20 protein-coding genes are annotated in these 24040 nt (G+C 72.1%); 15 read left to right on the top strand and 5 right to left on the bottom strand.

The window, feature by feature from the left end; all coding sequences use genetic code 11:
* Positions 1-15: 15 nt before the first annotated feature.
* The 8 genes from MUN74_RS05960 to MUN74_RS05925 all read left to right on the top strand — a co-directional run bounded on the left by MUN74_RS05960 (position 16) and on the right by MUN74_RS05925 (position 11708).
* Positions 16-1179, top strand: a complete 1164-nt coding sequence (locus MUN74_RS05960; protein WP_244855508.1) for a hypothetical protein — start codon at positions 16-18, stop codon at positions 1177-1179.
* A gap of 3 nt (positions 1180-1182) precedes the next feature.
* Positions 1183-3081 (top strand): ABC transporter permease, encoded by a 1899-nt coding sequence (locus MUN74_RS05955; RefSeq protein ID WP_244855507.1) that lies wholly within the window; start codon positions 1183-1185, stop codon positions 3079-3081.
* A gap of 523 nt (positions 3082-3604) precedes the next feature.
* Positions 3605-4963 carry a 4-aminobutyrate--2-oxoglutarate transaminase gene (gene gabT, locus MUN74_RS05950; RefSeq protein ID WP_244855506.1) on the top strand — a complete coding sequence of 453 codons (1359 nt, stop codon included), beginning with the start codon at positions 3605-3607 and terminating at the stop codon, positions 4961-4963.
* 5 nt (positions 4964-4968) lie between these two features.
* On the top strand, positions 4969-6261 hold the full coding sequence (locus tag MUN74_RS05945; RefSeq protein ID WP_244856363.1) for a Glu/Leu/Phe/Val family dehydrogenase: 1293 nt from the start codon (positions 4969-4971) through the stop codon (positions 6259-6261).
* 47 nt (positions 6262-6308) lie between these two features.
* Positions 6309-7778 (top strand): NAD-dependent succinate-semialdehyde dehydrogenase, encoded by a 1470-nt coding sequence (locus MUN74_RS05940; RefSeq protein WP_244855505.1) that lies wholly within the window; start codon positions 6309-6311, stop codon positions 7776-7778.
* 99 nt (positions 7779-7877) lie between these two features.
* Positions 7878-9239 (top strand): flavin monoamine oxidase family protein, encoded by a 1362-nt coding sequence (locus MUN74_RS05935; RefSeq protein WP_244855504.1) that lies wholly within the window; start codon positions 7878-7880, stop codon positions 9237-9239.
* Positions 9236-10117, top strand: a complete 882-nt coding sequence (locus tag MUN74_RS05930; RefSeq protein WP_244855503.1) for a universal stress protein — start codon at positions 9236-9238, stop codon at positions 10115-10117. Before MUN74_RS05935 ends, MUN74_RS05930 begins: the two co-directional genes overlap by 4 nt.
* Before the next feature lie 70 nt (positions 10118-10187).
* Positions 10188-11708: an APC family permease gene (locus tag MUN74_RS05925; protein ID WP_244856362.1), complete on the top strand. Its 1521-nt coding sequence runs from the start codon at positions 10188-10190 to the stop codon at positions 11706-11708.
* Positions 11709-11895: 187 nt separating this feature from the next.
* Here MUN74_RS05925 and MUN74_RS05920 read toward each other — a convergent pair whose 3' ends face one another.
* A complete protein-coding gene (locus tag MUN74_RS05920) occupies positions 11896-13533 on the bottom strand; it encodes an amidohydrolase (protein ID WP_244855502.1) in 1638 nt (545 codons plus the stop codon).
* Positions 13530-14825, bottom strand: a complete 1296-nt coding sequence (locus tag MUN74_RS05915) for an MFS transporter (protein ID WP_244855501.1) — start codon at positions 14823-14825, stop codon at positions 13530-13532. The genes MUN74_RS05920 and MUN74_RS05915 overlap by 4 nt, the downstream gene beginning before the upstream one ends.
* Positions 14826-15004: 179 nt before the next feature.
* Here MUN74_RS05915 and MUN74_RS05910 point away from each other — a divergent pair, with 179 nt between their 5' ends.
* Genes MUN74_RS05910 through MUN74_RS05890 form a run of 5 tightly spaced genes read left to right on the top strand, consistent with a single transcriptional unit; the run spans position 15005 to position 18147 of the window.
* On the top strand, positions 15005-15619 hold the full coding sequence (locus tag MUN74_RS05910) for a TetR/AcrR family transcriptional regulator (RefSeq protein ID WP_244855500.1): 615 nt from the start codon (positions 15005-15007) through the stop codon (positions 15617-15619).
* Positions 15620-15662: 43 nt separating this feature from the next.
* Complete coding sequence (locus tag MUN74_RS05905) at positions 15663-16109, top strand: FAS1-like dehydratase domain-containing protein (RefSeq protein ID WP_244855499.1); 447 nt, start codon at positions 15663-15665, stop codon at positions 16107-16109.
* Positions 16109-16534, top strand: a complete 426-nt coding sequence (locus tag MUN74_RS05900; RefSeq protein WP_244855498.1) for a MaoC family dehydratase — start codon at positions 16109-16111, stop codon at positions 16532-16534. Before MUN74_RS05905 ends, MUN74_RS05900 begins: the two co-directional genes overlap by 1 nt.
* Before the next feature lies 1 nt (position 16535).
* Positions 16536-17729, top strand: coding sequence for a UDP-N-acetylmuramate dehydrogenase (locus tag MUN74_RS05895; protein WP_244855497.1), 1194 nt, complete (start codon positions 16536-16538; stop codon positions 17727-17729).
* A 31-nt stretch (positions 17730-17760) separates the two neighbouring features.
* The gene (locus tag MUN74_RS05890; protein ID WP_244855496.1) at positions 17761-18147 is read left to right on the top strand and encodes a hypothetical protein; all 387 of its coding nucleotides are present in this window, start codon (positions 17761-17763) and stop codon (positions 18145-18147) included.
* A 33-nt stretch (positions 18148-18180) separates the two neighbouring features.
* Here the strand turns inward: MUN74_RS05890 and MUN74_RS05885 are convergent, their stop codons facing one another.
* Both MUN74_RS05885 and MUN74_RS05880 read right to left on the bottom strand, forming a co-directional pair.
* Positions 18181-18636 carry a hypothetical protein gene (locus MUN74_RS05885; RefSeq protein ID WP_244855495.1) on the bottom strand — a complete coding sequence of 152 codons (456 nt, stop codon included), beginning with the start codon at positions 18634-18636 and terminating at the stop codon, positions 18181-18183.
* A gap of 2 nt (positions 18637-18638) precedes the next feature.
* Positions 18639-20345 carry a PspC domain-containing protein gene (locus MUN74_RS05880; RefSeq protein WP_244855494.1) on the bottom strand — a complete coding sequence of 569 codons (1707 nt, stop codon included), beginning with the start codon at positions 20343-20345 and terminating at the stop codon, positions 18639-18641.
* A gap of 131 nt (positions 20346-20476) precedes the next feature.
* Here MUN74_RS05880 and MUN74_RS05875 point away from each other — a divergent pair, with 131 nt between their 5' ends.
* Together MUN74_RS05875 and MUN74_RS05870 are read left to right on the top strand one after the other, a co-directional pair.
* Positions 20477-21661 (top strand): ATP-binding protein, encoded by a 1185-nt coding sequence (locus MUN74_RS05875; RefSeq protein ID WP_244855493.1) that lies wholly within the window; start codon positions 20477-20479, stop codon positions 21659-21661.
* The gene (locus MUN74_RS05870; protein ID WP_244855492.1) at positions 21654-22322 is read left to right on the top strand and encodes a LuxR C-terminal-related transcriptional regulator; all 669 of its coding nucleotides are present in this window, start codon (positions 21654-21656) and stop codon (positions 22320-22322) included. The genes MUN74_RS05875 and MUN74_RS05870 overlap by 8 nt, the downstream gene beginning before the upstream one ends.
* An 84-nt stretch (positions 22323-22406) precedes the next feature.
* Here MUN74_RS05870 and MUN74_RS05865 read toward each other — a convergent pair whose 3' ends face one another.
* On the bottom strand, positions 22407-23999 hold the full coding sequence (locus tag MUN74_RS05865; protein WP_244855491.1) for a bifunctional phosphatase PAP2/diacylglycerol kinase family protein: 1593 nt from the start codon (positions 23997-23999) through the stop codon (positions 22407-22409).
* Positions 24000-24040 lie beyond the last annotated feature (41 nt).

Here is a 24040-nt window from a genome sequence, read left to right as displayed (position 1 = left end):
GAGGACACCCGGATCATGAAAGCAACCACAGCACGCGGCGGAGCCATCGCCCTCGCCGCGACGGGCATGCTGCTGCTCAGCTCGTGCAGCACCTCGTCGACCCCACAGGCCATCGAACCGTCGGGAGACGCCGCGAAGGCGGGCGCCTGCGACGCCGTCGAGGTCGGCCCCATCACCCGCTGCGAAAACTTCTACGACGACATCTGGCCCGCGATCGACGAGCAGATGGACGCGCTCTACGAGCAGGCCAAGGAGACCGACGGCGGACGCCTGGTGATCTGGGACTGGTACGAGCTCTCGCCCGAGGTCATCGCCGAGTTCAACAAGAAGTACCCCGACATCACCATCGAGACCCAGGGCCTCACGTACAACCTGTCGTCGGCCATCATCTCGGCGAAGGCGACCGGGGCCCGCAACACCGACGTCATCTCGGGCTCGATCGTCTCGGCCGCCGCGATGACCGACGAGGGCTACTGGGCCGACGTCGACTGGACCAAGTTCGGGGTGCCGAAGGAGTTCCTCGAGCTCGGCTCGACCGGCATGCTGCCCGACAGCATCAACGGCTCGCTCATGCAGGTCAACACCGAGAAGATCGAGGCGCCGCCCACGCTCGACGGCCTTCTCGACCCGAAGTACAACGGCAAGGTCTCGGTCGCGAGCTACAACGCCAACGTCTTCAGCGGCTACGGCATGGACAAGGGCGAGCAGGCCATGACCGACCTCATCGGCGAGCTCAAGTCGTCGGGCAACCTCAAGGTGCTCGAGGACCAGGACTCGCCGCTCTCGAACGGCGACGTGCCGATCGCGCTCGGCCAGACCCTGTTCAACCCGAACCCGAGCCTCACCGTGCAGCCCTACGAGGACGGCCCCGTCTTCGCGCAGTTCTCCGGCGTGAACGTCGACGCGAAGAACCAGGCCGGTGCCATGCTCTGGGTGCTCTGGAACGCGTACAACCCCGACTGGCTGAACCTGCGCATGACCGACGAGCAGTTCTCGACGACCCAGGTGCCCTACGCGGGCCTGCCGGCCACGGTGTTCGACGAGGCGACCGGGCTCATGAAGACGAACGCCGACGCCCTGCTCGAGGGGCTCGACGCGTCGACGAACATCGAGTCGCCCGACAACCGCGACGACTGGATCGCGATGATCAACGCCGCCGACGCGGCACTGAACGGATAACGCATGTCGACGGCAGGACGGACCACGAAGGCCGAACGCACCCGGCCGACCACGATGAAGGTCGCGACGATGATCGCCGGAACGGTGATCTTCCTCCTCCTCGCGATCCCGCTGGCCGTACAGGTGATCACGGCGTTCCGCGGTCCGTTCCTGCCGTTCGGCGTGTCGAGCGCGAAGTGGTCGGTCGACAACTTCGTCACGCTCTGGGAGCTCCGCGAGGACTTCTGGGCGGTGATCGGCTCGACCGCCCTCTTCGTCGGCGGGTCGACGATCATCTCCCTCGTGCTCGCCTTCGGGCTCGCCTGGGCGACGGTGCGCACCGACATCCCGTTCAAGCGGGTGATCTCGGTGCTCGTCGTGGTGCCGTTCATCATCCCGCCCATCGTCAAGGCGCAGGCGTACCAGCTCATGCTGTCGCCCGAGTCGGGCGTGCTCAACCAGCTGCTGCGGCTGCTGCCGGGCGACCTCGTCATCGACCCGTACTCGTTCGCGACGATGACGGTCGTGCAGTCGCTCACGAACGTGACGTTCCCGTTCCTCATGATCGTGCCGATCCTCACCTCGATGGACGGTTCCCTCGAGGAGTCGGCGCGGGTCTCGGGCGCCTCGTGGGGCAAGACCCTGCGGCGCGTCACGCTGCCGATGCTGTGGCCCGGCCTGCTCGGCGTCGCCGTGCTGACCGGCATCCTCGGGCTCGGCAGCCTCGAGATCCCGCTGCTGTTCGGCCAGGAGGCGGGCAAGAACATCTTCGCGCTGAAGCTCTGGAACCTCATCAGCGCCGGCGCGGGCGAGCTGCCGCAGTACGGCCTCGCCGCAGCGTGGGGCTGCGTGTTCCTCGTCATCACGACGGTCGCGTTCGTCGTCTACCTGCGCGCCACCCGTAACGCCGAGCGTCGTGCCTCGATCTCGGGCAAGGGCTTCCGGCCGACGATCATGAAGCTCGGCGCCTGGAAGGTGCCGGTGCTCGTCGCCGTCGTGGTGTTCGTGCTGCTCACCGCGATCCTGCCGATGTTCGCCCTCCTCTGGTCGGCGATCACGCCGTACCCGATCGCGTTCTCGTTCCAGGCGCTCGCCGCGCAGACCCAGTGGGGTGCGTTCGGCGAGGTGCTCGCCGACGGCGAGTTCTGGGCTTCACTCGGCCGCACCCTCGTCATCGCGGGCGGCAGCGCGACGATCGCGGTGGTCGCGGCGACGGTGCTCGCGTACGGCATCGCCAGGAGCCGGCGCACCGGCTGGATGCGGGGCATGGACCTGTTCGCGTCGTCGTCGGTCGCCATCCCTGCGGTCATCGCGGGCTTCGCGATGTTCCTCACCTTCCTCGTGATCAACCCCGTGATCCCGCTCGCCGGCACGATCGTCGCGCTCGTCATCGCCTACTCGTACCGGGTGTCGATCGCCTACCGCTCGGGCTACAGCGCGACGCTGCAGATCCGCAAGGAGCTCGAGGAGGCCGCGCTCGTGAGCGGCGCGAGCCCCTTCGAGGGGTTCCGCCGGGTCGTCGTGCCGCTGCTCATGCCCACGGTGTTCGCGGTGTGGATCCAGATGTTCATCCTCGGCACGAACGAGTTCACGCTGCCGGCGTTCCTCGCGACGCCCGAGTCGCGCCCGCTCTCGGTGTACATGTACGCGATGATCAGCCCGCGCTCGGCGCAGCTCTACCAGCCCGACCAGGGCGCGGCGATGGCGCTCATCTTCACGCTGCTCGTGTTCGTGATCGGCTACGGGCTGCAGTGGGCCGTCTCGCTGCGTGCGATCGGCCGGGCGAAGCGCCGTCCGACGATCCCCGGGCTCGGTACGCGGGCCACCGCCGCGGTGCCGAACGACCCGCCCGCTCCCGCGACCCGCGCGGTCGCCGCGCAGGACCTCGAGGACCAGCGCGAGCTCGCCACGGTCGCCGACTAGCGAGTCGCCCCGCAGCTCCGGTGGTCGAGTAGCGCCGAAGGAGCGTATCGAGGCCCCTCGAACGTGCACTCGTGGCCCGCTTCCGGGCGACGAGTGCACTTTCGGTTGTTCAGGGGTGGATGCCGCGCGCCCGCGCACCCCTCCAACGAGGTGCGCGCTTCCTTGTGTAGGAAGTTCTGGCACGACGGCGGCGTGTCGCTGCCCGACGCGCCGCCGCATGGGCGGAAGTTCCTACACAAGGGCCGGCGTCGAGTGCGCGGTCGGTTTCGCGGTGGGATGCTGCGGGGCGAGGTGCGGCCGCGGGCAGGGTCTCGATACGCATGCTCCTTCGTCGCTCGCTACTCGACCACCGGAGGGTCTCGATACGCGTGCTCCTTCGTCGGGCGCTGCTCGACCGACGAAGTGGTTGTACGTCGTGGCGAAGAACGTACCCCTGACCGTACACGCGGGCGCTGAGGCATCCCCGTTCTGCGACCTACCATCGACGCAACACGCCACCGTCGTCACTTGCATCGGAGCAGACATGACCCTCGTCGACACCCCGGCCACCACGACCGGAGGCCCCGCCCTCACCCAGGAGCGTCGCCTCGTCACCGCCATCCCCGGACCCCGCTCGCAGGAGCTGATGAACCGCAAGGCCGCGGCCGTCGCCGCGGGCGTGGGCCACACCCTCCCGATCTCCGTCGTCGCCGCGGGCGGCGGCGTCGTCGTCGACGCCGACGGCAACTCGCTCATCGACCTCGGCTCGGGCATCGCCGTGACCGGCGTCGGCAACTCGGCGCCCCGTGTCGTCGAGGCCGTCAGCGCGCAGCTCAACGCCTTCACCCACACGTGCTTCACCGTCTCGCCGTACGAGGGCTACGTCGCCGTCGCCGAGAAGCTCAACGAGCTCACCCCGGGCGACCACGAGAAGCGCTCGGCCCTCTTCAACTCGGGCGCCGAGGCCGTCGAGAACGCGATCAAGATCGCGCGCCACTACACGAAGAAGCAGGCCGTCGTCGCGTTCGACCACGCCTACCACGGCCGCACGAACCTCACCATGGGGCTCACCGCGAAGAACATCCCCTACAAGAACGGCTTCGGCCCGTTCGCCCCCGAGGTGTACCGCGCCCCGCTCAGCTACCCCTTCCGCGACGGCGGCCTCGATGGTCGCGAGGCGGCGGCCCGCGCGATCACGATGATCGAGAAGCAGATCGGCGCCGAGAACCTCGCCGCGATCATCATCGAGCCCATCCAGGGCGAGGGCGGCTTCATCGTCCCGGCCGCGGGCTTCCTCCCGGCACTCGTCGAGTGGGCGCAGGCGAACGACGTCGTCTTCATCGCCGACGAGGTGCAGACCGGCTTCGCCCGCACGGGCGCCTGGTTCGCGAGCGAGCACGAGGGCATCGTTCCCGACGTGATCGTCACCGCGAAGGGCATCGCCGGCGGCCTGCCGCTGTCGGCCGTCACGGGCCGCGCCGAGATCATGGACTCCGCCATGGCCGGCGGCCTCGGCGGCACCTACGCCGGCTCGCCGATCGCCTGCGCCGCGGCGCTCGCGACGATCGAGACCTACGAGCAGGACGGCCTCGTCGAGCGCGCCAAGGAGATCGGCTCGGTGCTCATCGGCCGCCTCAACGCGCTCCGCACCGCCGACCCGCGCATCGGCGACGTCCGCGGTCGCGGCGCGATGGTCGCGATCGAGCTCGTCGACCCCGCCACCGGCGCGCCCGACGCCGCCCTCACGAACAAGGTGGCCAAGTTCGCGCACGAGCACGGCGTCATCCTGCTCACGTGCGGCACCTACGGCAACGTGATCCGCTTCCTGCCGCCGCTCACCATCTCCGACGAGCTCCTCGTCGAGGGCCTCGGCGTCATCGCGGAGGGGCTCAAGCAGGCATGAGCACCATGATCGACAACGTCGTCGTGGAGAACGCCGCCCACGCGGCATCCGCCCCCATCGCGACGCCGCTCACCGACGCGCGCTCGCAGCTCGCCGAGGCCATCGCGCTGCTCGGCTACTCGGAGGGCACCCACCAGCTGCTCGCGACCCCCCGTCGCGAGCTCACGGTGAGCGTGCCGCTGCGCCGCGACTCGGGCGAGACCGTGCTCTTCACGGGCTACCGCGTGCAGCACAACTTCAGCCGCGGCCCAGCCAAGGGCGGCCTGCGCTACGCGCCGAACGTCGACATCGACGAGGTGCGCGCGCTCGCCATGTGGATGACCTGGAAGTGCGCCCTGCTCGACGTGCCGTACGGCGGCGCGAAGGGCGGCATCGCGATCGACCCCCGCGAGCACTCCAAGGCCGAGCTCGAGCGCGTGACCCGTCGCTACACGAGCGAGATCCTGCCGATCATCGGCCCGGAGCGCGACATCCCCGCGCCCGACATCGGCACCGACGAGCAGACGATGGCCTGGATCATGGACACCTACTCCGTGAACAGCGGCTTCACGGTGCCCGGCATCGTGACCGGCAAGCCCATCGCGCTCGGTGGTTCCCAGGGGCGTGCGAGCGCGACCAGCCGTGGTGTCACGCACATCGCGCTCGCCGCCCTCCGCCACGCAGGCATCACGCCCTCGCAGGCGACCGGAGCCGTGCAGGGCTTCGGCAAGGTGGGCGCCGATGCCGCGCGCTTCCTCGCCGAGGCTGGCGTCAAGGTGCAGGCGGTCAGCGACCAGTACGGCGCGGTCTTCAACGCGGCCGGCCTCGACATCGAGGCGCTCAGCGCCCACGTGCGCGAGACCGGCGCGGTCATCGGCTTCGCCGGTGCCGAGGCGCTCGACGGTGCGGCCCTGCTGCAGCTCGAGGTCGACCTGCTCGTGCCGGCCGCCGTCGAGGGCGTGCTGCACGAGGGCAACGCCGCCGACGTCAAGGCGAAGGTCATCGTCGAGGGCGCCAACGGCCCCACGACGCCCGCGGCTGACCGCATCATGCGCGAGAACGGCATCCTCGTCGTCCCCGACATCCTCGCGAACGCGGGCGGCGTCATCGTCTCGTACTTCGAGTGGGTGCAGGCCAACCAGGCGTACTGGTGGCGCGTCGACGAGGTCGAGGCCAGACTGGAGGAGCGGATGCTCAGCGCGTGGCAGCACGTGCTCGGCTACGCGACCTCGCGGGGCCTGTCGCTTCGCACCGCCGCCACCGCACTCGCGGTCGAGCGCGTCGCCGAAGCGCACAAGCTGCGCGGCCTCTACCCCTGATCGATGCGTCGCCCACGCCACGCAATCATCGAACGGAAAGCACACACATGACGAACGCAACGCTCGAAGCCTCGGTGCTCGACCAGGTCGAGACCCGGCTCTTCATCGGCGGCGAGTGGATCGACGCCGAGGGCGGCAAGACCCTCGCCGTCGCCGACCCCGCCACCGGTGAGACCATCAAGGAGATCGCCGACGCCTCGGTCGCCGACGGCCAGAAGGCGCTCGACGCCGCGGTCGCCGCGCAGGACGCGTGGGCCGCGACCGCGCCCCGCGAGCGCGGCGAACTGCTGCGCCGCGCCTTCGACACGCTCATGGCGCGCAAGGAGGAGTTCGCCCTCCTCATGACGCTCGAGATGGGCAAGCCGCTCGCCGAGGCGCGCGGCGAGGTCGCCTACGGCGGCGAGTTCCTGCGCTGGTTCAGCGAGGAGGCGGTGCGCATCTCGGGCCGCTACGGCCTGAACCCCGAGGGCACCGGCCGCATGGTCGTGTCGCAGCGCCCGGTGGGCCCGTCGTTCTTCATCACGCCGTGGAACTTCCCGCTCGCGATGGCGACCCGCAAGATCGCCCCCGCGCTCGCGGCCGGCTGCACCGTCGTGATCAAGCCCCCGGCCCTCACGCCGCTCACGACCATCGCGTTCGTGCAGCTGCTCGAAGAGGTGGGCCTCCCGAAGGGCGTCGTCAACGTCATCGCGACGTCGACCTCGTCGAAGGTCTCGGGCCCGATCATCGCCGACCCGCGCCTGCGCAAGCTGAGCTTCACGGGCTCGACCGAGGTCGGTCGCAGCCTCATGAAGGAGGCCGCCCAGGGCATCCTCCGCACGTCGATGGAGCTCGGCGGCAACGCCCCGTTCGTCGTCTTCGAGGACGCCGACCTCGACAAGGCGGTCGACGGCGCGATGCTCGCGAAGTTCCGCAACATCGGCCAGGCCTGCACCGCGGCCAACCGCTTCATCGTGCACGAGTCGGTCGCCGCCGAGTTCTCGAAGCGCGTCGCCGAGCGCGTCGCCGCCTTCAAGGTCGGCCGCGGCACGGAGGACGGCGTCGGCATCGGCCCGCTCATCGACGACAAGGCGGTCGCCTCGACCGACGCACTCGTGCAGGACGCGGTCGCCAAGGGCGCGAAGGTGCTCACCGGCGGCAGCGTCATCGACGGCGCGGGCTCGTTCTACGCGCCCACCGTGCTGGGCGACGTGTCGGCCGACGCGCGCCTGCTCCGCGAGGAGATCTTCGGACCGGTGCTCGGCATCACCACGTTCTCGACCGAGGACGAGGCGGTGCACCTCGCCAACAACACCGAGTACGGCCTCGTCTCGTACGTGTTCACGCAGGACCTCGCCCGCGGCCACCGCATGATCGACCGCCTCGCGACCGGCATGATGGGCCTCAACACGGGCCTCGTGTCGAACGCGGCCGCACCGTTCGGCGGCGTCAAGCAGTCGGGCATCGGCCGCGAGGGCGGCCTCGAGGGCATCCACGAGTACCTCGACACCAAGTACACGCTCATCCCGGTGGGCTGAGCGACGCTGGGCGGATGCCGCGGCGCGAGCTGCGGCATCCGCCTTCGTCATTTCCGGCGCGAGTCCCACACGGGCGAGCGCGAGCAAGAAGGAAGCATCATGGAACGCATCGATACCGACGTCGTCATCGTCGGCGCTGGAGCCTCGGGCCTCACCGCAGCGAACAAGCTGAAGGCCGCCGGCAAGTCCGTCGTCGTGCTCGAGGCGCGCGACCGCATCGGCGGCCGCCTCTGGACCGACGACATCGACGGCGCCATGCTCGAGATCGGCGGCCAGTGGGTCTCGCCCGACCAGGACGCCCTGATCGAGACGATCGCCGAGCTCGGCCTCGAGACCTACTCGCGCTACCGCGAGGGCGAGAACGTCTACATCGCCGAAGACGGCGAGCGGCGTCTCTTCGAGGGCGAGATCTTCCCGGTGCCGGCCAAGACCGAGGGCGAGATCGTCGGCCTCATCGAGAAGCTCGATGCGCTCGTCGCCGAGATCGATCCGGATGCCCCGTGGGCGCACCCGCGCGCGAAGGAGCTCGACGAGGTGAGCTTCGCCGAGTGGCTCGGCACCCAGACCGACGACGAAGAGGCCAAGCTCAACATCGGCATGTTCATCGCCGGTGCGATGCTCACCAAGCCGACGCACGCGTTCTCGGCGCTGCAGGCCCTCCTCATGGCGGCCTCGGCCGGCTCGTTCTCGAACCTCGTCGACGCCGACTTCATCCTCGACAAGCGCGTGGTCGGCGGCCTGCAGCAGGTGCCGCTCGGCCTCGCCGCGAAGCTCGGCGACGCGGTGCGCCTGAACCAGCCGGTGCGCAAGCTGCGCTGGAACCCTGACAACCCCGAGCAGGGCGTCGTCGCCGTGACCGACTCGCTCGAGGTGCACGCGCAGCGCGTCATCCTCGCCGTGCCGCCGATCCTCTACAGCCGCATCTCGTACGAGCCGCCGCTGCCCCGCCGCCAGCACCAGCTGCACCAGCACCTCTCGATGGGCTTCGTCATCAAGGTGCACGCCGTCTACGAGACGCCGTTCTGGCGCGCGCGGGGCCTGTCGGGCACCGCGTTCAGCCCCTACGAGCTCTGCCACGAGGCGTACGACAACACGAACCACGGCGACTCCCGCGGCACGCTCGTCGGCTTCGTCTCCGACGAGGAGGCCGACGGCGTCTTCACCCTCTCGGCCGAGGAGCGGAAGGCGAAGATCCTCGAGTCGCTCTCGCACTACTACGGCCCCGAGGCCCTGAACCCGGTCGTCTACTACGAGAGCGACTGGGGCAGCGAGGAGTGGACCCGCGGCGCGTACGCTGCGAGCTTCGACATGGGCGGCCTCGCCCGCTACGGCGCCGACCTGCGCAAGAACGTCGGCCCGATCCACTTCGCGTGCTCCGACATGGCCGGCAAGGGCTACCAGCACGTCGACGGCGCGATCCGCATGGGCCGCCTCGTCGCCGAGCAGATCATCGCGGCGTGAGCGCGGCCGAACACCTGCGCATCGTCGTCGGCTACACGGCCGACGAATCGGGTGCCGACGCGCTCGCGCTCGGCGCCCGGATCGCCGGGGCGACCGAGGCGTTCCTCGAGGTCGTCATGGTGCTGCCGATCGAGGCCCGCGGCGGCGTGGTGCCCCGCGACCCCGGCTACGAGCGGCACGTCAAGGCGCGTTCGCAGGGCTGGCTCGCCGAGGCGAGCGCGACGCTCGGCGACGACGTCGCCCAGTCGCTGCACATCCGCTACGCCGACTCGTTCGCCGAGGGCCTCATCGCCGCGGCGCACGAGTTCGGCGCGGCGCTCATCGTCGTCGGCGCGGCGCGCGGGGGACTGCTCGGCCGCTCGCGCATCGGGTCGGTCGCGAGCGCCCTGCTGCACTCGTCGGACGTGCCCGTCGCACTCGCCCCGGCCGGCTCGCGCGAGGTGCCGACGGCGCAGGGCATCACCCGCATCACGGCGGCGATCGGCCTGCGCGCCGGTGCGAGCGCCGTGCTCGAGGCATCCGTGCGCCTGGGCCGCGCCGCCCACGCACCACTCCGCCTCGTCTCGCTCGTGCCGATCGACCTGCCCTCCGGCATGGACGAGGAGCTCGCCGACCTCACCTCGACGGCCCATGCCGACGAGGTGCTGCTCGCCGCCCAGCGGGCGCTCCCCGCGGGCGTCGACGCGACCGTCTCCACCGCCACGGGCTCCAGCATCGAGGAGTCGGTGCGCGCGCTCGAGTGGCACGCCGGCGAGATCGTGCTCGTCGGCTCCTCGAGGCTCGCCACCCCGAGCCGCCTCTTCCTCGGGTCCACCGGCTCGAAGATGCTCCGCGAACTGCCGGTGCCGATGATCGTCGTGCCGCGCCCGACCGATTGAAAGACCCGCGATGACGCACCCCCACGAACACCACACCGAGCCGCACGCGCCGCTCACTACCGCGAGCGCGATGGTCGACGGCGCCGACCCGGGCCTCACGAAGAAGGGCCTGTCGGCCGGTTCGGTCGGCCTCATCGGCGCGATCGTCATCGGCATCTCGTGCATCGCCCCCGCGTACACGCTCACGGGCGCGCTCGGCCCGACGGTCGCCGAGGTCGGCACGCAGCTGCCGGCGATCTTCCTGCTCGGGTTCATCCCGATGCTGCTCGTCGCGTTCGGCTACCGCGAGCTCAACAGCGCGATGCCCGACTCGGGCACCTCGTTCACCTGGGCGACCAGGGCCTTCGGCCCGTGGCTCGGCTGGATGGGCGGCTGGGGCCTCATCGCCGCGACCGTGGTGGTGCTCTCGAACCTCGCGGGCATCGCGGTCGAGTTCTTCTACCTCGCGGTCTCGCAGGTGGTCGGGTTCTTCGGCGGAGATGCCGCGGCGGTCGCCGACCTCGTCGGCAACCCGTTCGTGAACGTCGCGACCTGCCTCGTGTTCATCCTCGGCGCGACCCTCATCTCGTACCGCGACATGCAGACGACGCAGAAGGTGCAGTACTGGCTCGTCGGGTTCCAGCTGCTCGTCATGATCGGGTTCGGCGTCGCCGCGTTCTGGCACGTCGCGAACGGCACGGCGTTCGACGCGACGCCCGTCGAGCTCAGCTGGTTCAACCCGTTCGAGGTCGGCTCGTTCTCCGCCGTCGTCGCGGGCCTGTCGGTCTCGCTCTTCGTGTTCTGGGGCTGGGACGTCACGCTCACGATGAACGAGGAGACGAAGGGCTCGCGCACCACGCCCGGCAAGGCGGCGACCCTGACCGTCACGATCGTCGTGGCGATCTACCTCTTCGTCGCGATGGGCTCGCTCGCATTCGCGGGCGTCGGCACCGAGGGCGTGGGGCTCGGCAACGAGGCGATCCAGGAGAACGCGTTCTTCTACCTCGCCGGACCGGTGCTGGGGCCGCTCGCGATCTTCATGTCGCTCGCCGTGCTCTCGAGCTCGGCGGCGTCGCTGCAGTCGACGTTCGTGTCGCCCGCACGAACCCTGCTCGCGATGGGCCACTACGGCGCCCTGCCGTCGAAGTTCGCGACCGTGAGCCCGCGCTTCTTCACGCCGGGTTACGCGACCGTCATCGCGGCGATCGTCGCGGCCGTGTTCTACACGGTCATGCGGTTCGTGAGCGAGGACGTGCTGTGGGACACGATCACGACCCTCGGCATGATGATCTGCTTCTACTACGGCATCACGGCGTTCGCGTGCGTGTGGTTCTTCCGCAAGACGCTGTTCGCGAGCGCGCGCAACGTGTTCTTCCGGTTCGTCGCGCCGCTCGTCGGCGGGTCGATCCTCGCGGTGCTGTTCTTCACGACGCTCATCGACAGCATGGACCCCGACTACGGCTCGGGCTCGGAGGTCTTCGGCGTCGGTCTCGTGTTCGTGCTCGGCATGGTGATCCTGCTGTCGGGCGTCGTCATCATGTTCTGGCAGCGCTGGAAGCGCCCGGCCTACTTCCGCGGCGAGACGCTCTCGCGCGCGGTCGCGGAGGAGTGAGCTTCGCGCCCACCCTCCGAACGCACGACGAGGCCGCCCCCTGCGACACCAGGGGGCGGCCTCGTTCTTCTTCCGCTGGTCGAGGAGCGCCCGTCTCCCACTCCGGTGGTCGAGGAGCGCCCCGACTCCCGCTCCGGTGGTCGAGTAGCGCCCGACGAAGGAGGGCGCGTATCGAGACCCGCCGCGCCTACGCCTCGTACACGGTGCTACCGCCGACGACGGTGCGGATGACGCGGGCGTCGAGCAGCGCGGACTCGCCGGCCTCGAACGGGTCCGCGTCGAGCACCGCGAAGTCGGCGGCGAGCCCCGCGGCGAGGCGGCCGCGCTCGTCCTCCTCGCGGATCGACGCCGCGGCGTCGCGGGTCGCGTGGCCGAGCGCCTCGGCGAGCGGCAGCGCGAACTCGGGTGCGTACGCCGGCAGCGAGGGGTCGAGCGCCGACTTGCGCGTGGTGGCGATGTAGAGGTTCGGCAGCGCGGGATGCGGCGCGGTCGGCGCGTCGGTCGAGAACGCGAGCAGGGCGCCCGCGTCGCGGTACTCGGGCCACGCGAAGCCGCGGTCGACGCGGTGGTCGCCGAGCTGCGCCTTCCAGTTGTCCATGATCGACGGGTCGCAGTGCACCGGCTGCATCGAGGCCGTGACCCCGAGGCGCGCCATCCGCTCGGCGGTGCCGGGGGCGGCGTACTCGAGGTGTTCGACGCGGTGCCGGCGCGGGCGGCCGGCCGGCCGGTCGCCGTTGACCTCGATGGCGTGCTCGATCGCGTCGAGCGCCGACGAGCTCGCGGCATCCCCGATCGCGTGCAGCGCCACCTGCAGGCCGGCCGCGTCGGCGGCGGCGACGACGGGGGCCATCTGCGCGTACGGCCAGATCGGGTCGGCGTTCGAGCCGTCGGCGTAGGGCGCGCGCATCGCGGCCGTGCAGGCGTCGATGACCCCGTCGGTGATGAGCTTGATGCCCGCGATGCGCAGCCACGGGGTGGCGGGCCGCTGCGCGAGCTCGACGGCGCGGGCGACCTGCGCGAGGTTCTCGGCGTCGTCGCCGGTGTTGTCGATGAGCCAGTACCCCACGAGGTGGAACGGCAGCCCGCCCCGCCGCGCGGCCACCCGTTCGATCGACGCGAGCTCGAGCTCGCCGAACGACATGTCGGCGGCGCCGGTGACACCCGCGGCGAGGTACGCGTCGAGCGCCCGCTCGACGGCGGCGTCGCGGTCGGCGTCGGTGGCGACCTCGGCGAGGTGCGTCCACACGTGGTACTGCGCGGCGGTCTCGTAGAGCATGCCGTCGGGCTCGCCCTCGGCGTCGCGGCCGATGCGCCCGCCGAGCGGGTCGGGGGTGTCTCGGGTGATGCCGAGCTCCGCGAGGGCTGCCGAGTTGACCCACGTCGAGTGCAGGTCGTTCGCGTCGAGGAACACGGGCACGTCGGCCACGACCTCGTCGATCATCTGCCGGGTGGGCGAGCCGCCCGGCACCGAGTCGAAGAGCCACGAGACGCCGAGCAGGTGCGGGGCGTCGGGTGCGGCATCCCGGGCGGCGCGCAGCCGGGCCTGGATCTCGCCGAGGTCGCGCGCATCGCGCAGCTGCACCCGGCCGAGGGCGTCGCCGAGCATGTGCAGGTGGGTGTGCACGTCGAGGAAACCGGGCACGACGAGCCGGCCGCCGAGGTCCAGCTTCTCGGCGTCGGGCCCGGCCGCCTCGGCGGCCGACGCCGCGTCGCCGACGTAGGCGAGCGTCTCGCCGTCGACGACGAGGGCCTCGGCCCATTCCGCGCCGTCGCCGGGACGGTTCGCGGTGAAGATGCGGGCGTTGGTGACGAGCGTGCGGCTCACGCGGTGACCTCCTGGGTCTGAACGGATGCCTCGGGGTGCGCGCCGCCCGACGGGTCGGACTCGGTGCACTGGAGGCGGGTGGACAGGCGGGCGACGACGACGGCCGGCACGGCGAGCACGAAGCTCGCGATGCCGAGCGCCACGGCGAAGCCCTGGTAGCCGAGCACGCCGACGAGCGCCGCCCCGATCACGGGGGTGAGGCTCGAGCCGACGAGGTACACGGCGAGCAGGGGACCCGACCAGCGGCCGTCGGCGTCGAGCGCGGCCGAGGTCGAGACGAAGTACATGAAGGCGATGGCGTAGACCGTGTTCCAGGCGATGAACACGACGATGAACGACGTCTCGTCGGTCGTGAAGCCCTCCACGATCTTCAGGATGCCACCGAGCACGAGCAGGACGCCGAGGGGGAGCGCGCGCCCCCAGCGGTCGCCGACGATCATGAGCAGCACCGACCCGACGAGCCCGCCCGCGGTCGCGCCGCTGAGCGCGAGTCCGAGACCTGCGTCGGTGAGGCCGGCCTGCTCGGCACCCATGGCGCCCGCCATCGCCCACAGCGAGTCCTCGCTCGCGGCCCAGAGGGCGAACGTGACGAGCAGCGTGAACCCGGCGATCGTCACGAGTCGGGTCGTGGCGGCGCTGCGCGCGGGCACCGCGCGCACGACGCCCGTGGGCGTCACCTCGACGGGCATCGCCTCGGCGACCGCGGCGCCGGCCTGCGGCGCGTGCACGGGGGCGGCCGGCAGCCAGCCGCTCACGGCGATGCCGACGAGGCTGAAGAGGGCGAGCGCGCCGAACACGTCGATCGGGGCGAGCCCGATGAGCGGGATGGCGAAGAGCACGATCGTGATGACGCCGCGGTTCGCGAGGCCGTTGAATCCCGCGACCCGGTCGGGGTTGCGGAACGCGGCGAGGGCGGCGCCGGCCGCCGCGACCGCGCCGCCCGCGCCGGCGCCGCCGAGCAGCAGCCCGCCGACGACGACGCCGGGCGCGGGCACGAAGGCGGCCGCGCCGAAGCCGATGACGCCGAGCGCGAGCCCGGCCCGCGCGACGAGCAGGCGCCGGGGGCCGGCGCAGAGGGGCGCCGCGGCGAGGCCGACGATCGCCGTCGCCAGCAGGGCTCCCGTCACGATCCAGCTCGCGGTGAGCAGGTCGGCGCCGAGTGCGGTCTGCAGGGCCGTGATCATGTACGGCGAGAGGTTGACGCCGAGGTAGCCGGCGATGGCGATCGCGAAGGTCGCGGTCGCGGTGGGCAGGCGCAGCGGAACGCGTGCGCTGAGGTCGGAGTGCGACATCGGGGCTCCGGTGGGGATCGGGGCACGTCGGCGTGCCGGGGGTGGCGCGGCGGGGGAGGCCGCATTAAATGAATGGTGTTCGTTTATTATGCACGGAGGCGTCCGATCCGCAACCCTGCGGCCCGAGGCATCCGCGTAGGCTGGCGGACCGGACCCACACCCGAGCCGAGGAGGAGCCCATGGCGAGGCCCAAGGTGCCGCTGCTGTCGACCGACCGCATCGCCGACGCCGCGATCGACCTCGTCGACTCGGGCGCCCCGTTCGGGGTGAACGCGCTCGCCCGCAGCCTGGGCGTGACGCCGTCGTCGCTGTACAACCACGTCGACGGGCGCGACGGCATCATCGAGCTCATGCGCGGTCGGCTCGGCCGCAGGTACCTGCCCGAGCTGCCGACCGGCACGTGGGACGAGATCGTCGTCGAGACCATGCAGGGGATGCGGCGGCTCTACGCCGAGCACCCCGCGATCGTGCCGCTCCTCGTCGGCAAGACGATCACCGACGACTCGGTCATCGCGAGCTACGACTCGCTCGCGACGGCGCTCGCCGAGGCGGGGTTCCCCGACGACGAGGTGCTGTCGGTCGTCGCCGTGCTCGACTCGTTCGCCCTCGGCTTCGGCCTCGACTACGCCTCGCCCGACGACATCTGGCAGCCGGGCGTGCCGACGCGGAGCCTCGGGCGGCTCATCGCCTCGGCCGAGCGCGGCGACGCGCGCAGCGATCGGGTGTTCGAGCTCGGCCTCGAGCTGGTGCTCGACGCGCTGCGGCTGCGGCTCGCGCGCCTGCGCGACGAGTGAGCGCGGCCCCTGTGGCGATCGGCGCGCCGAATAGACTGTCGGGGTGTCTGTGAACCCCGAGCTGCAGGGGCGGGTCTTACCGCCCACCGAGCCGTACCTCGTCGGTCGCGAGAAGGTGCGCGAGTTCGCCCGCGCCGTGTTCGCGACGAACCCGATCAACCTCGACCCCGAGGCCGCGCGTGCCGCCGGTCACGCCGACGTGGTCGCCCCGCCGACCTTCGCGGTCGTCGTGCAGGAGCACACGCTCGCCCAGCTGCTCGCCGACCCCGACGCCGGCATCGACTTCTCGCGCGTCGTGCACGGCGACCAGCGGTTCACGTCGAGCCGCGCGATCGTCGCGGGCGACCTGCTCACCGCGACCCTCACCGTCTCGAGCGTGAAGACGCTCGGCGCCCACTCGATGGTCACGGCCGAGTCGGTCATCACCGACGAGGGCGGCGCGCACGTCGTCACCGCGATCTCGACGCTCGTCATCCGAGGAGAAGACTGATGCCGACCCCCGACCTCGCCTCCCTCGCCGTCGGCGACGTCGTCGCCGAGCGGGCCTTCGAGCTCACGCGCGACTCGCTCGTGCGCTACGCCGGCGCCTCGGGCGACTTCAATCCGATCCACTACCGCGACGACGTCGCCGCATCGGTCGGACTGCCCGGCGTGCTCGCCCACGGCATGCTCACCATGGGCTTCGCCGTGCAGCCCGTCGTCGACTGGGTCGGCGACCCCGCCCGCGTCACCGACTACCAGGTGCGGTTCACGCGCCCGGTCGTCGTCGACCCCGAACAGGGCGCCGAGGTGACCGTCGTCGCGAAGGTCGGCCAGCTCGACGCCGAGGCCTCCGAGGCGCGCATCGACCTCACCGTGTCGTTCGACGGTGCGACCGTGCTCGGCAAGGCGCAGGTTCGCGTCGCACTCGGCTGAGATGACCGACGCCACGACCTTCTCCGAGCTCACGACCCTGCGGGTCGGCGGGCCGATCACGCGACTCGTCACGGCGACGACGCAGCGCGACCTCGTCGACCTGGCCCGAGAGGCCTGGCAGTCGGACGCCCCATGGCTCGCGCTCGGCGGCGGGTCGAACCTGCTCGTGGGCGACGAGGGCTTCGACGGCACCGTGATCCGCGTGGCGACGCGCGGCATCGAGGTGCTGCCCGGTGCCGCCGAGGGGTCGGTGCGCCTCCGCGTGCAGGCCGGCGAGACGTGGGACGACCTCGTCGACTGGACCGTCGAGCAGGGCTTCTCGGGCCTCGAGGCGCTGTCGGGCATCCCCGGTTCGGTCGGCGCGGCCCCAGTGCAGAACATCGGCGCCTACGGCCAGGAGCTCGAGGCGGTGCTCGTCGGCATCGAGTTCCTCGACGAGGGCGCCGACGCCCCGCGCCGCATGACGGCCGACGAGCTCGAGCTCGGCTACCGCACCTCGGTGCTCAAGCAGGGCCTCGCGGGCATCGTCGTCTCGGTCGAGCTCGACCTGCACGACACGTCGGCCGAGCACGCCGTGCTCGGCGAGGCGCTCGGACAGCCGATCGCGTACGCGCAGCTCGCGGGCGCACTCGGCGTGCAGCTCGGCGACCGCGTGCCGATCGCGCGGGTGCGCGAGACCGTGCTCGCGCTGCGTGCCTCGAAGGGCATGGTGCTCGACCCCGACGACCCCGACTCGGTGAGCGCCGGATCGTTCTTCACCAACCCCATCGTCACCGAGCGCGTCGCGCGCACGATGCCGGCCGACGCGCCCCGCTGGTACGTCGAGCCCGACGAACCCGACGAGGTCACCCCGCTGTCGACGCTCGCCTCCGGAACCCCGCTCGACGCGTTCCTCGAGCTGCAGGCCTCGCTCGAGGCATCCGACGCGCCCGCCGAACCGCTCGAAAATGCCCCCGGCCCGCTCGTGAAGCTGTCGGCCGCATGGCTCATCGAGCAGTCGGGTATCCGCCGCGGGTTCGCGCTGCCCGGTTCGCGTGCCGCGATCTCGTCGAAGCACACGCTCGCGCTCACGAACCGCGGTGGAGCGAGCGCGGGCGAGCTCGTGCAGCTCGCCCGGTTCGTGCAGCAGCGGGTGCAGTCCGAATTCGGCATCGTGCTGCGACCCGAGCCGGTGCTCGTGGGCGTCGAGCTGTAACCGGTCGATGCAGTCGCACTAGGGTCGAACGGTGGACCGCACCGACTTCATCGAACACCGCCGCCCCGACGGCGAGCTCGTCGGCTGGCTGCGCCCCGAGGGCGTCGGCGGCTCGGAGGGGTTCGTGCCGATCGACCTGCTCGGGCGCGAGCTCGGCGACGGCGCCGCGGTCGAGTGGCTCGACGGCGAGCAGCTGCTCGAGGCGCACGGCATCGGCTACCTGGCCGACCCGTACGTGCTGCGCCTCGACGACGGCACCGACCTGCGGGTGCGCATCACCGAGGTGAGCACCGTCCGCATCGTCGTCAAGAAGGACGACTTCGGCGCGATCGACGTCCCGCTCATGCGGTTCGAGCTCGCCTGGCCGATGCCGCCCGAGCTCACGCCCCTCGGCGAGCGCGAGCTGCCCGTCTGGTGACGGCGGTGCAGGCGGTGCGGATGCCGCGGTGCCTCAGTCGCGCGCGAGCCGGCGCCTGCGCTCGCCGCGACGGATGAGCCCCACGATTCCGAACAGCACGACCACGACGCCGATCGCCAGGAGGCCGTAGAGCACGACCGAGATCGGGTTGAGCTCCATGGCCGCGGCGAGCGCCTGGTCCCTGTTCGCGCTCCACGCGAGGGTCCAGAACACGAACGCCGCGCTTGCCGCGAACAGGAGCCCCCAGACCAGGGCGCCCCAGCGGATCGTCGGGCGTTCGACGTGAGTCGGCTGCTGCGTCGAGGCCGCCTCGGCCGGGTCGGCGGCGGCGACGGCTTCGAGCACCGGACCATCGGTCACCGTGCGCGGGTCGGTCTCCGCGTCGAGGAGCTCGCCCTGCAGCACCTCGGTCGCGACCAGGTCGCCGTCGTTCGCGAGCTCGACCGCCGTCTGCGGCCGCCGGTGCACGTGGTCATCGTTGGTGGCCATCTTCAGCCCTTCTGGATCTCGATCGTCACGGAACCCGACCCCTGTCGCAGGATCAACCAGGCGTCGATCTTGCCGCTCGAGGGGGCCGAGATGACTCGGCTCTCGTCTCCACTCAGCCGGAAGACCCGCCCCTCGGCGTCGCTGACTGGAACCGACGACCTGCTGCCGTCCCGTCCGATGAGGGTGATGTCGATGTCGCCCGCCTCGGTGGCGTCGACCGCCACGGTCGAATACTCGTCGACCATCAGGTAGGCGTCGCCTGTGCCCTGCGTGAGCGTCACGACCTGGGCGTCATCGGGATAGCCGTCGTAGGCGCCCATCGTGATGAGCGCATCGCCGACCGGTTGCACGAGCTGCTGCGGGTAGCCGAGCGAGATCGAGGCATTGGGGCCGATGAGCGTACCGTTCGGCGCGTAGACGCCCGCGGCGCCGGCGAACGTCGCGACGAGGCTCACCGCGGTGAGTGCGGCGAGCGCACCGCTGCGCCGGCGGAGCAGGGCCGCGACGATCATGCCCAACGCGAGCGTCATCGTAGCGACCGAGATCGCGAGCGGCACGGTGAACTCCGCCGTGTCGGGCTCGCCGAGCGCCCAGATCGCGGCGACGGCGCCGGCCACCACGGCGAGGCCGAGCATCGTGAAGACGAACGCGGCGCTCGCCCGGGGGCGCGCAGCTCGCCGAGCGGCGCGTGCGGCGTCGGCCTGTGCCGCGAGCTGACGCGCCCTGGCCCGGTTCTCCTCGGCGGCCTCCTGGCGCGCGAGGCGGGCGGCCTCGGCCTGGCTCGACTTCCAGGCAGCCTGCGACTCGCGCCAGGCCTCCTGTCGGGCGCGCCAGTCGGCGATCTCGGCGGCGTCGGCGCCCATGGGGGGAATTTCGGGCTCTCCTGTCGGCGGGGGCGTCGCGGGCGCCACGACGGCGGCAGCGACGAACGGGGCGGATGCCGCAGCCGAAGCCGCGGCCTCCGTCGGGGCATCCGCAGCGGGCTGCCCCGGACCGGTGGCGGGCGCGGAAGCCACGCGCTCACCGCCGCCGGCCGGGGTGTTCCGGGAGGCTCGATGTACGAGCCAGACGATGAGGGCGACGATCGCGCCGACGATGGCGAGCGCCCAGACGATCCGCAGCGGTGCGACGAGGTCGAGCCCGCCGACGTACAGCGAGGGCCACTCGGGCCACCAGCGCCAGCCGAGCCACCCGCCCTGCACGAGCGGGATGAAGCCGATGACGCCCATCACGGCGATGCCCACGATCGCGGGGTCGACCGTGCCGCGCATGAGGCGCTCGAGGTGGATCTCGCCCTCGGTGTCGGGCAGCAGCAGCCACGCGATCGCGTAGACGAGCACGAACGGCGCGCCGAGCACGGCGATGACGACGACGATGCCGCGCACGATGATCGGGTCGACGCCGATCCGGGCGCCGACTCCGGCGCACACACCGCCGAGCCAGCCCGCCCGACGGGGCACGCCGAGCCGGCGGAGCCAGGCGTAGAAGCCCGGCCCCGCGGCCCGATCGGCAGGGTCGCCGCCGTGCGCATCTCTCGAAGGGTCAGGAGCCGAACCGGCCGCGCCTCCGGCGTGCTGGCCGGCGGCCGCGGTCCGACCGCTCGAGTCAGCCGCCCCCGCAGCGTCGTCGTGGTCCCTCGCGTCCTCCGGCACTGGGCCGGACCCGGGTGTCTCCGAGTCCGCCTCGGGCACGGTCTGGTTCGTCTCCATGCCTTCGATGCTGGCAGCCCGGCGAGTCGGCCCGCCATGGGGTGAATCCCTGATTCGACCCTGAACGGGCTCAGCGGCCGGTGGCCGGGGCATCCCCGTCTGGTTTGATGGCTGGCATGGAGACGCCCCGCATGACCCGCCCGCGCGCCTGCGTGGCGACGGGGGTCGCGGCGGGGCTCGCGACGCATCTCGGCTGGCCGGTCGCGCTCGTGCGCGCCGCGTTCGTGGTGACGAGTCTCGCGTGGGGCGCCGGGCTGCTGCTCTACCTCTGGTTGTGGGTGCTCACCCCGTGGGAGGAGGGCGAGGCGCGCCCGACCCGTCGCGCCCCGGTCGCGTGGCTGCTCGTGGCGGCGTCGGCCGTGCTGCTCGTGATCGGTTGGACGACCCCCGGCGGCGTCGTCGAGTCGGGCGGCAACGGCCTCGGCTGGTGGTTCGGTGCGCTCGTCGCCGGGGTCGGTCTCGCCGTGGCGGCGGGCGCCTGGGCGACGCTCGTCGACCGCCCCGACCCAGAACGCGGGCCGCGGCAGGAGTTCGCGGTGCGGGTCGTCGTGACGGCGCTGCTCGCGATCACGGCGCTCGTGCTCGTGCTCGGGCCGATCGCCTCGTGGTACCCGGTGCCGACGTTCGCCGCCGCGCTCACCGTCGTGCTCGGCATCCTGCTCGTCTACGTGCCGACGCTCATCGCGAAGTGGCGCGAGCTCACCGACGAGCGCACGAAGCGCATCCGCGAGGAGCAGCGCAGCGAGATCGCGGCCCACCTGCACGACTCGGTGCTGCAGACCCTCGCGCTCATCCAGAACCGGGCCGGAGCGACGAGCGAGGTCGCACGCATCGCGCGCGCCCAGGAGCGGGAGCTGCGCGACTGGCTGTTCGCCGGCGACGCCCCGGCCGACAGCGACCTCGGCACCGACCTGCGCGACTTCGCCGCCGACCTCGAGATCGACTACCCGGTGACGGTCGACGTCGTGGCCGTCGGCGAGCAGCGCGAGCGGGCCAGCGGCGAGCTCGCGGCGGCCGCGCGCGAGGCGATGCTCAACGCGGCGCGGCACGCGGGCGGCGAGATCTCGGTCTACGTCGAGTCGACGCCCGACGCGGTGGAGGTGTTCGTGCGCGACCGCGGGCCGGGCTTCGCGCTCGCCGAGGTGCCGAGCGATCGGCTCGGCGTGCGGCAGTCGATCATCGGGCGGATGCGGCGGGCCGGCGGCTCGGCGACGGTCGCGCCCGGCGCCGGCGGTGTCGGCACCGAGGTGCGCCTGCGGTTCCCGGTCGACCGGCAGGCGACCGAACGGAGCGGAGCGGAGGCGTCCCATGGCTGAACGCGTGCGGGTCGTCATCGTCGACGACCACTCGATCTTCCGATCCGGCCTGAAGGCCGACCTCGACGACAGCGTCGAGGTCGTGGGGGAGGCGCACGACGTCGAGAGCGCCGTCGCCGCCGTCGTGGATGCCGCCCCCGAGGTCGTGCTGCTCGACGTGCATCTTCCGGGCGCCGCCGTTCCGGCGGGTTCGACCGGCGGGGCCGAGGTCATCCGACGCGCGGCGCCAGCGGTGCCGGGCACGAGGTTCCTCGCCCTGAGCGTCTCCGACAAGGCCGAAGACGTCGTGGGGGTCATCCGCGCGGGGGCGCGCGGCTACATCACGAAGGGCTCCTCGGGTGCCGACGTCAGTCGCGCGGTGCACGCCGTCGCGAGCGGCGACGCCGTGTTCTCGCCGAAGCTCGCCGGGTTCGTGCTCGACGCGTTCGGCGCGGCCGTGGGCGAGACCGCGCAGGCGAGCGACGAGCTCGACCGGCTGTCGGCCCGCGAGCAGGAGGTCATGCGCCTCATCGCCCGCGGCTACGCCTACAAGGAGGTCGCCGCCGAGCTGTTCATCTCTACGAAGACCGTCGAGACCCACGTCTCGGCGGTGCTGCGCAAGCTGCAGCTCTCGAGCCGGCACGAGCTCACCGCCTGGGCGAACGCGCGCCGTCTGCTCTGAGCGTCACGTCGAGGCGCCTGCGCTGAGGGCGCCCGCCCTGGGGTGCGTCCGGCCGGGATGCCTCGGCGCCCGGCTCCGCCGGGCTCAGGAGCCGGATCGCGGGCGGTAGACGTCGAGCGCGGCCGGGACGATCCGCACCGTCGTCCGGTACCCGGGCGCGGGGGTGCGGGCGCTCGCGTCGACCGTGGCCTCGGTCGCGACCTCGCCGTCGTGCGCGAATCCCGGCGGCTGCCCGTGCCGCGGGCGTACCAGCACGTCGATCGACTCGGTCGTGTACGACTCGAACCGCTTCGGCAGCAGTCGCATGCCGCGCAGCAGCGCGCTCGTGCGGCGACCGAAGGCGAGCGTTCCAGCGGCCCGCAACCGCGAGCCCGCGTGCAGCACGCGCACGTCGAGCACGCCGCCGTCGAGGCGGCGCCGTCGCATCGGCGCCGGAATGCCGGGGTCGTTCGGCCCGACGCCCACGTAGAGGCTCCAGACCCGGGCGCGACGCGCGCCGGCGACGATGTCGACGGGATCGGAGCGGTGCAGCACCCGGGCGGCCGCGACGGCGGCGGCGAGCCACTTGCCGGAGCGGGGCTCGCGCCGTTCTCGTTCGGTGACGAAGTCGGGGTAGAGCCCGACCGACGCCGTGTTCAGCACCGTGATGGGCGGGCCGCCGGCGAAGGCGAGCTCGGCGACGTCGACGCGCACGCCATCGCCCCGCTGCAGGGCGTCGACGGCGAGGTCGATCGTCGTCGCGCCGACGGCGCGGGCGAAGTGGTTGAAGGTGCCGCCCGGCAGCACGAGGAGGGGAACCCCGGCCGCCCGGGCCTCGTGGGCGACCGCCGCGACCGAACCGTCGCCGCCGCAGACGCCGACGACGCGCGGCGGATCGTCGCGCGCGAGCGCCGCGCGCACGGCGGCCCCGGGGTCTTCGTCGCCTCCGCCGTCGAGCACGTGCAGCTCGGCCATCGGCAGTCGTCGCTCGAGCACGGGCAGCGGGTCGCTGCGGACCACACTCGTTCCCGACGAACGGTTGACCACGATGAAGACGCCCGCGCCGTCGGGGCACGCGGGAAGGCTCCGGTCGATGCCGCTCGCGGACTCGGACACGTCGGCCGCGCCGCGCCGAGGCCGCACGACGACGGCGCCGAGCCCACCGACGGCGGCGCCGAGCGCGAGCCCGCCGACGACGTCCGAGAGCCAGTGCGCCCCGGTGTGCAGGCGGGAGTACGCGACGCCGAGGGCCGCCGGGGCGAGCACGGCGCCGAGCCGTGGCGACTCGATCGCGACCCCCGTCGCGAACGCGGCCGCGCTCGCCGAGTGCCCCGACGGGAACGACGGCGTGATGGGCGGCTTCGGCAGCCGCCGGCCGATCGGCACGTCCGCGAGCAGCGGGCGGTCGCCACCGAACACCCGCTTCGCGATGACGTTGGTGAGCGCGCTCGCGACGAGCAGCGATGCGAGCCCCCGCACGGCGACACGCGGCCGGCCCGTGACGGCGAGAATGCCCGCGATCGTCCACCACAGCACGCCCCGGTCGGCGAAGCCGGTGACCCGTGACCAGAACCGGTCGGCGAGCGGGTGCGTCCGGCGTCGGTTCACCGCGCGGGCTGCGGCGGCATCCGCATGCCTCACCCACGCGGGCAGGATCTTCGTACGCCGTACGGCGACTCGCAGGTTTCGGTTCACCACGCCGTCAGCGTAGGCGGCGACCGCGGTGCCGTCGACGGGTT

The sequence above is a fragment of the Agromyces sp. H17E-10 genome (assembly GCF_022919715.1).
Taxonomy (GTDB): domain Bacteria; phylum Actinomycetota; class Actinomycetes; order Actinomycetales; family Microbacteriaceae; genus Agromyces.
This window is presented reverse-complemented; position numbering and strand designations above follow the sequence as displayed.

Excerpts from the sequence above, each read along its gene's own strand:
- MUN74_RS05960 (WP_244855508.1), top strand. The coding sequence starts at position 16 with ATGAAAGCAACCACAGCACGCGGCGGAGCCATCGCCCTCGCCGCGACG.
- MUN74_RS05955 (WP_244855507.1), top strand. The coding sequence starts at position 1,183 with ATGTCGACGGCAGGACGGACCACGAAGGCCGAACGCACCCGGCCGACC.
- gabT (WP_244855506.1), top strand. The coding sequence starts at position 3,605 with ATGACCCTCGTCGACACCCCGGCCACCACGACCGGAGGCCCCGCCCTC.
- MUN74_RS05945 (WP_244856363.1), top strand. The coding sequence starts at position 4,969 with ATGATCGACAACGTCGTCGTGGAGAACGCCGCCCACGCGGCATCCGCC.
- MUN74_RS05940 (WP_244855505.1), top strand. The coding sequence starts at position 6,309 with ATGACGAACGCAACGCTCGAAGCCTCGGTGCTCGACCAGGTCGAGACC.
- MUN74_RS05935 (WP_244855504.1), top strand. The coding sequence starts at position 7,878 with ATGGAACGCATCGATACCGACGTCGTCATCGTCGGCGCTGGAGCCTCG.
- MUN74_RS05925 (WP_244856362.1), top strand. The coding sequence starts at position 10,188 with ATGGTCGACGGCGCCGACCCGGGCCTCACGAAGAAGGGCCTGTCGGCC.
- MUN74_RS05915 (WP_244855501.1), bottom strand. The coding sequence starts at position 14,825 with ATGTCGCACTCCGACCTCAGCGCACGCGTTCCGCTGCGCCTGCCCACC.
- MUN74_RS05910 (WP_244855500.1), top strand. The coding sequence starts at position 15,005 with ATGGCGAGGCCCAAGGTGCCGCTGCTGTCGACCGACCGCATCGCCGAC.
- MUN74_RS05900 (WP_244855498.1), top strand. The coding sequence starts at position 16,109 with ATGCCGACCCCCGACCTCGCCTCCCTCGCCGTCGGCGACGTCGTCGCC.
- MUN74_RS05895 (WP_244855497.1), top strand. The coding sequence starts at position 16,536 with ATGACCGACGCCACGACCTTCTCCGAGCTCACGACCCTGCGGGTCGGC.
- MUN74_RS05885 (WP_244855495.1), bottom strand. The coding sequence starts at position 18,636 with ATGGCCACCAACGATGACCACGTGCACCGGCGGCCGCAGACGGCGGTC.
- MUN74_RS05880 (WP_244855494.1), bottom strand. The coding sequence starts at position 20,345 with ATGGAGACGAACCAGACCGTGCCCGAGGCGGACTCGGAGACACCCGGG.
- MUN74_RS05875 (WP_244855493.1), top strand. The coding sequence starts at position 20,477 with ATGACCCGCCCGCGCGCCTGCGTGGCGACGGGGGTCGCGGCGGGGCTC.
- MUN74_RS05870 (WP_244855492.1), top strand. The coding sequence starts at position 21,654 with ATGGCTGAACGCGTGCGGGTCGTCATCGTCGACGACCACTCGATCTTC.